This is a genomic window from Aeromonas media (genome assembly GCF_000819985.1).
In the GTDB taxonomy this organism is placed as follows: Bacteria; Pseudomonadota; Gammaproteobacteria; order Enterobacterales; family Aeromonadaceae; genus Aeromonas; species Aeromonas media.
Genome location: NZ_CDBZ01000044.1, coordinates 754 through 5,931, shown reverse-complemented (window position 1 = coordinate 5,931; position 5,178 = coordinate 754). Strand labels below are relative to the sequence as shown.

The 5,178-nt window shown below is 63.2% G+C and carries 5 protein-coding genes and 1 pseudogene; 4 read left to right on the top strand and 2 right to left on the bottom strand.

Features of this window, described 5'->3' with window-relative positions; all coding sequences use genetic code 11:
• The 3 genes and pseudogenes from BN1127_RS22340 to BN1127_RS03585 form a co-directional block, all read left to right on the top strand.
• Nucleotides 1-208: pseudogene (locus BN1127_RS22340) on the top strand (class IV adenylate cyclase); the annotation flags it as partial.
• The gene (locus BN1127_RS03590) at nt 205-597 is read left to right on the top strand and encodes an NUDIX hydrolase (protein ID WP_042648526.1); all 393 of its coding nucleotides are present in this window, start codon (nt 205-207) and stop codon (nt 595-597) included. The pseudogene BN1127_RS22340 and the gene BN1127_RS03590, both read left to right, overlap by 4 nt.
• 100 nt (nt 598-697) lie before the next feature.
• The gene (locus BN1127_RS03585; protein ID WP_042648525.1) at nt 698-1,204 is read left to right on the top strand and encodes a GNAT family N-acetyltransferase; all 507 of its coding nucleotides are present in this window, start codon (nt 698-700) and stop codon (nt 1,202-1,204) included.
• A gap of 745 nt (nt 1,205-1,949) precedes the next feature.
• Here the strand turns inward: BN1127_RS03585 and BN1127_RS23105 are convergent.
• Nucleotides 1,950-2,180 (bottom strand): GGDEF domain-containing protein, encoded by a 231-nt coding sequence (locus BN1127_RS23105; protein ID WP_197069618.1) that lies wholly within the window; start codon nt 2,178-2,180, stop codon nt 1,950-1,952.
• 255 nt (nt 2,181-2,435) lie between these two features.
• Nucleotides 2,436-4,472, bottom strand: a complete 2,037-nt coding sequence (locus BN1127_RS03580; protein WP_042648524.1) for a glycoside hydrolase family 3 protein — start codon at nt 4,470-4,472, stop codon at nt 2,436-2,438.
• A gap of 231 nt (nt 4,473-4,703) precedes the next feature.
• Here BN1127_RS03580 and BN1127_RS22645 point away from each other — a divergent pair.
• A partial coding sequence (locus BN1127_RS22645) for an AraC family transcriptional regulator ligand-binding domain-containing protein (RefSeq protein WP_048824627.1) occupies nt 4,704-5,178 on the top strand: 475 nt, incomplete at its 3' end.

The following is a 5,178-nucleotide window of genomic DNA, read 5'->3' as shown; positions in this document are numbered from 1 at the left end:
CTTGTTCGCACCTTCCCTTGCCGGGATCGGCGATTTTGCCGAGCTCGCCATCATGACCGACGAGGAGACCGCGCTGCCCGTCTACCGGGAGCAACTGCTGGCGCTGGCCACCCGGCTGGGGCTCGGCCCCGAGATGCGGGAAACCCGCTCCTATCGCACCCTGTACGAGCAGTCAGCTCACCTTCTACAAGAGGAATCAGCCCCATGATCGACAAACTCGCCTGGCTCACCTTCAAGGAGGGGCAACTGCTCTGTGCCCGCTCCCACGGCAAGGCCCTCTACTACATCCCCGGCGGCAAGCGTGAGCCGGGCGAGAGCGACGAGGCGGCCCTGGTGCGCGAGATAGCGGAGGAGCTGGCGGTCAGCCTCAAACCCGAGACTCTGCGCCTCGCCTGCGAGTTCAGCGCCCAGGCCGACGGCAAGCCGCAAGGGGTGAATGTCAATCTGCGTTGCTACACCGGCGAGGCTGACGGCGGCCCCACCGCCTCGGCGGAGATCGCCGAGCTACGCTGGCTGGACAACCGCCATCTGGATGATATCTCGCCGGTCTCCCGCCTGCTGTTTCAATGGCTGGCTGAGCAGGGCTTGATCCGTTAGGGAGATGACTCGTGGACAGCCTTTAGCTCCGGCTGACAGAGCAAGATTGAACCGTTAATCCCGAATTGATTGGCAATCGGATACAAGAAGAGGAGTTTCAATGGAGATCCTTGAGGTCGATAGCACCAGAGGCATCAAGCCTGCGTTGATCACCCTGCTGCAAGATTGCGTGGCCAGTGGCGCCTCGGTGGGCTTCTTGCCTCCCCTGCAGGAAGAGCGGGGATTGGAGTACTGGCAAGGTATCGAAGGGGAGCTGGCCGACGGAGTGCGCAAGCTCTGGGTGGCCTTCGATCAGCACCATCTGGTAGGCGCCCTGCAGCTCTCCCTGTGTACCAAGGCCAACGGGGGCCACAGGGCCGAGGTGGAAAAGTTGATGGTACACAGCCAGGCCCGCGGCAAGGGGGTGGGCCGCGCCCTCATGAATGCCATGGAGCAGGGAGCCCGCGAGGCCGGGCGCACCCTGCTGGTACTGGATACCCGGGTCGGTGACATCGCCTCCACCCTCTACCGCCAGCTGGGCTACCAGGAGGCCGGCCAGATCCCGAACTTCGCCAAGAGCGCCGACGGCACCCTGGCAGCGACCCAGTTCTTCTACAAGCAGCTCTGAGGGGCACGAGCCTTCGGCCCAACGAAACCAGCCCCGGGCCGGTCTCGTGAGCACGACGCATCGTGGACAAGAGACAAGGCCCACTCTTAGCCTTCAAGGATGGTTTGTAACTTGAACCATCCTTCCCATCACCTTTCGATGGAGGCCTCCCGCTCGTTTCCTGTCTTTCCTGCCGCCCAGGATGGCCAGCATCCTGCAGACCCAATGCATGGTCGGTGTCGCCGCCGGTAATGCTGTTTTCTCCACCTTCAATCACAGCCACTGCCCGCCGTTCGGGCTCAGCCCCTTTTCACCACGCTGCGCGCTCCTGATAACGCACAGTTGTAGCAACCACACCGTGATAAACGCCAAGATGACGCACATGTGCTCAATATCGCTCCGGCGCGGCACTCTCGACACATCGACCCGGGTGCCTGCACTTTTCCAGCGCTGGTGACAGCCTTCGACCCGCCAGCGCACCACCCGCAGTCGCGGATGATGTCCCTTAATGGATCGGGGAATAGCTGAAATCACCCTTTGCTTTCCCAAGCGGAGATGGTCGATGGCCTCGCTTGCCTGTCAATAGACAGGCCGGCACCCTAGGGACAGGGGGACTCTCGGCGTCCTTCGCCACGTTCGGATGCTGGTTTTGCACCATCAAACCAGCGGAGGGATGATACGGGTACAGGGGAGAAACCGGCTATTCTCGCTCATGCGAGCCCGATATCAGGATGTCCCGACCATAACCAGAACGGTGCAGAGGAGGCTATCCATCGTTGAATTCAACCCGGTTACGGCCATTCCTTTTCGCAGCATACAACGCATCATCTGCCCGTTTGAGTATTGAGCTTAATTCCGTATCCTGATGCAGCAGCGATGAAAAACCTATACTGGCTGTTAATTTAATTGGCGCCCCATCATAATAAATGATCTGTGCCTCAATAACTGCCCGGATATTATCCTTAGCTAGGGTATTCAGTGAACTGATTGCCGACATGTTCCCGTCGATGGCCATTGATACCAAACAGAAGTCCGCGCATATCGGCGACAACCCGCTTTCCCGCAGCCCCCACCATCGCGCGGATCAAAACCTCGGGATCCTCCAACCGGAAAAAAGACCCATGCCCCTCCCCTCGTGGGGTGCTCAAGGATGCGGCGCCTGTCCCGGGCAGGGCAATCAGCTATGCCCCATGGATGATCCCCATGGAAAAGGCGCCCGGAGGCGCCTTGATGATGGATGTCGGGCTCGCCCTCAATAGGCCAGACCGGCACCATAGGGGTAGAGCGGGTTCGCGGAGTCCTTCGCCACGTCCGGGTGCTGGTTTTGCACCGCCTGCCAGCTGGAGGGCAGCTCGAAGGGCAGCTTGCCGCTGGCCTTGGCCTTGCCGCTGATGACGTCGAACAGCGCCTGATCCAGGGCACCGAAGTTGGCAAGCAGCACCTGGGCTGCCGGTGCCACCTCGGTCAGGATGGCGGGCCTGTCCAGATAGACGGAGAGCACCATGGGCACCCCGGCCTGCGCTATGGCCTGGATGGCGGCGTACTCGTCCGCCCCGCGGTAGACCCCCTCGTGGGCCGTCTCCTGCACCACCTGATCGGCGCTGGCAAAGCCGAGCTGACCGAAGTGGATGCTGCCAAACGGGAAGCGGGGATCCTGCTCACCCGGGGCATTGACCCGCACGATGGCGAGATCGGCCTGGGCCAGCTCAGTCACTACGGTGTAACCGTTGGCCTTGGCCACCTCGGCATTGACGTTATGCAGGTAGACCCGCTTGCCGTCCGCCTTGAGCGGCAGCAGGGATCCCTCGTTCTTCAGCAACACGTGGGACGCCGCCTGGGCGGCCTGGGCCTCCTGCTGGAACTCGGCCTTGCCCACCAGGGCCACCGCAGCCTGGGTATCCACATAGGGGTTCTCGAACAGTCCCAGGGCGAACTTCTGTTCCAGGATCCGCTCGGCCGAGGTGGTGATGGCCGCCTCGGTCACCAGGCCGCTCTGCACCGCCGCCAGCAAGGGAGCGGGATCTTCCACGCCGCCGAACTGATCCACCCCGGCGTCGATGGCCTTGGCGTAGCGTTCGGCCTTGGTGAGCTTCTCCACCCCCCAGGACATGCCAAAGGGCACTGTCCAGGGGCTGACGCCCGCCGTCACCTCATCCTGGGTCAGCCCCTGCTCGCAGCGGCTGTCGCAGTCGTTGACGATGCCCCAGTCGCTCAAGACCACGCCGTCGAACTTGAAGTGGCCCCGCAGCAAGTCGGTGAGGATCTGGCGGTTGAAGCCAAAGCCCACCTCCTCGATGGCCTGGCCTTCATAGGTCAGCCCCTCGGGCAGGGCGTAATAGGGCATCACTGCCCCCACCCTGGCCTCGAAGGCCCCCTCGAAGGGCACCAGGTGATAGGCGAACTGGCCGCCCGGGTAGACCTGCTCCTTGCCCCAGGGGTTGTGGGCATCCAGGCCATCTTTCTGGGGACCTGCCCCGGCGAAGTGCTTGACCACGGTGACCACGCTCTCCGGGCCGATGCCGTCGCTCCCCTGCTGGAAGCCCTCGATGTAGGCCTTGACCAGGGATTTGGCGAGCAGGTTGTCCTCGCCGAAGGTGCCGTTGATGCGGCCCCAGCGCGGCTCGGTCGCGAGATCCGCCTGGGGAGAGAGGGCCTCGTGAATGCCGACGGCCCTGTACTCCTGACGGGCGATGTCGCCAAATCGCTGCACCAGGGCGGCATCGCCGATGGCGGCGAGCCCCAGGGTCTCGGGCCACTGGGAGAAGGCCCCGGCGCCTATGCTGGTGGCGTTGGGATCATGGGTGAAGTGGTTGCGGGGATCCGTGCTCACCGTCATGGGGATGCCGAGCCCCACCCCTTCCAGCAGGGCCTGCAGCCGGTTGTTGTCGTCGGCGATGGCCGCCGGATCCCCCGCCATGCGAGTGATGTAGGTATTGACGCCATCCTCACGCAGCATCTTGTCCATGGCGGTGAGGTTGACCCGCCCGTCTGCGTCCAGCACCAGGGTGCCGTGCATCATCAGGCCCGCCTTCTGGGCCAGGGAGAGCCTGCCCACCAGATCCCGGGCCCGCTCGGCGGCGCCGAGGCGCCAGTCTTCATAGGGGGTCAGGGTGCCGCTGCCATCGAGATCCTTGAATTGCAGGCCATCCTGCTCGATCAGGCTGACGGTGCGGTGGCCCAGGGTGGGCTGCGCCGGCTTGGGGGTGGAGTCGTTGTCATTGCACCCGGCCAACAGCAGGGCCCCTATGGCGAGGGCGACGCGGGTTCGGGAGAGCGAGTGGTGTTTCATTATTGTTATCTTCCTTGTGTGTGTCGGAGTGGCCACTCTATGCAAAATCAGCCCGCCTCACTTGCCCTGCGGGTGCAGGGAATTGCCGGTTGGGAGCAAGTTCGAAAAGTGTGAAAAGGGTTGCAGGGTTACCCTTGGTTACATTTCTGAAACATGAAGCCGAACCTGGCTCACGGCAATTCATGGCCATTAGCGGATGATGGTGGGCCACCGCCGACAAGGATTTTCGCCGTGAAGACAGTCTCCAACCGGATAGCCCTGCACTGCCTCAACCACTGGCAGAGAGAGGGATGGGATCCGGCCCAGCTCCTGCAAGAAGCCGGTATTGCCAGAGAAGAGTTGCTGCTCCTCCAGGGGCGGATCGATGCCCAGCGCCACTTCCGGCTGCTGACCCGGGTCGCCCCCCATCTGGACATGTCCCACAAGTGGTCGCCCCCCTCGCTCGCGGGGCTCTTTGCCGACTACCTGCCGCTGGCGAGCCTGTGCTGCAACGCCGCCACCCTGCGCCAGGCCCTGCACTTCTTTCTCGCCTACCGCCCCCTCATCGGCGAGTGCGATAGAATCGTCCTGCGGGAGGAAGAGGGAGAGGCCAGGCTCAGTTACCACTCGGAGTCCGATCACCCGGACGTGATCGCCATGAGCAGCCTGGCCAATCTCGGCCACCTCTATGCCCTGCTGCAGTTCTACCACCCCGGCCAGGGCCAGC

Excerpts from the sequence above, each read along its gene's own strand:
- BN1127_RS03590 (WP_042648526.1), top strand. The coding sequence starts at position 205 with ATGATCGACAAACTCGCCTGGCTCACCTTCAAGGAGGGGCAACTGCTC.
- BN1127_RS03585 (WP_042648525.1), top strand. The coding sequence starts at position 698 with ATGGAGATCCTTGAGGTCGATAGCACCAGAGGCATCAAGCCTGCGTTG.
- BN1127_RS23105 (WP_197069618.1), bottom strand. The coding sequence starts at position 2,180 with ATGTCGGCAATCAGTTCACTGAATACCCTAGCTAAGGATAATATCCGG.
- BN1127_RS03580 (WP_042648524.1), bottom strand. The coding sequence starts at position 4,472 with ATGAAACACCACTCGCTCTCCCGAACCCGCGTCGCCCTCGCCATAGGG.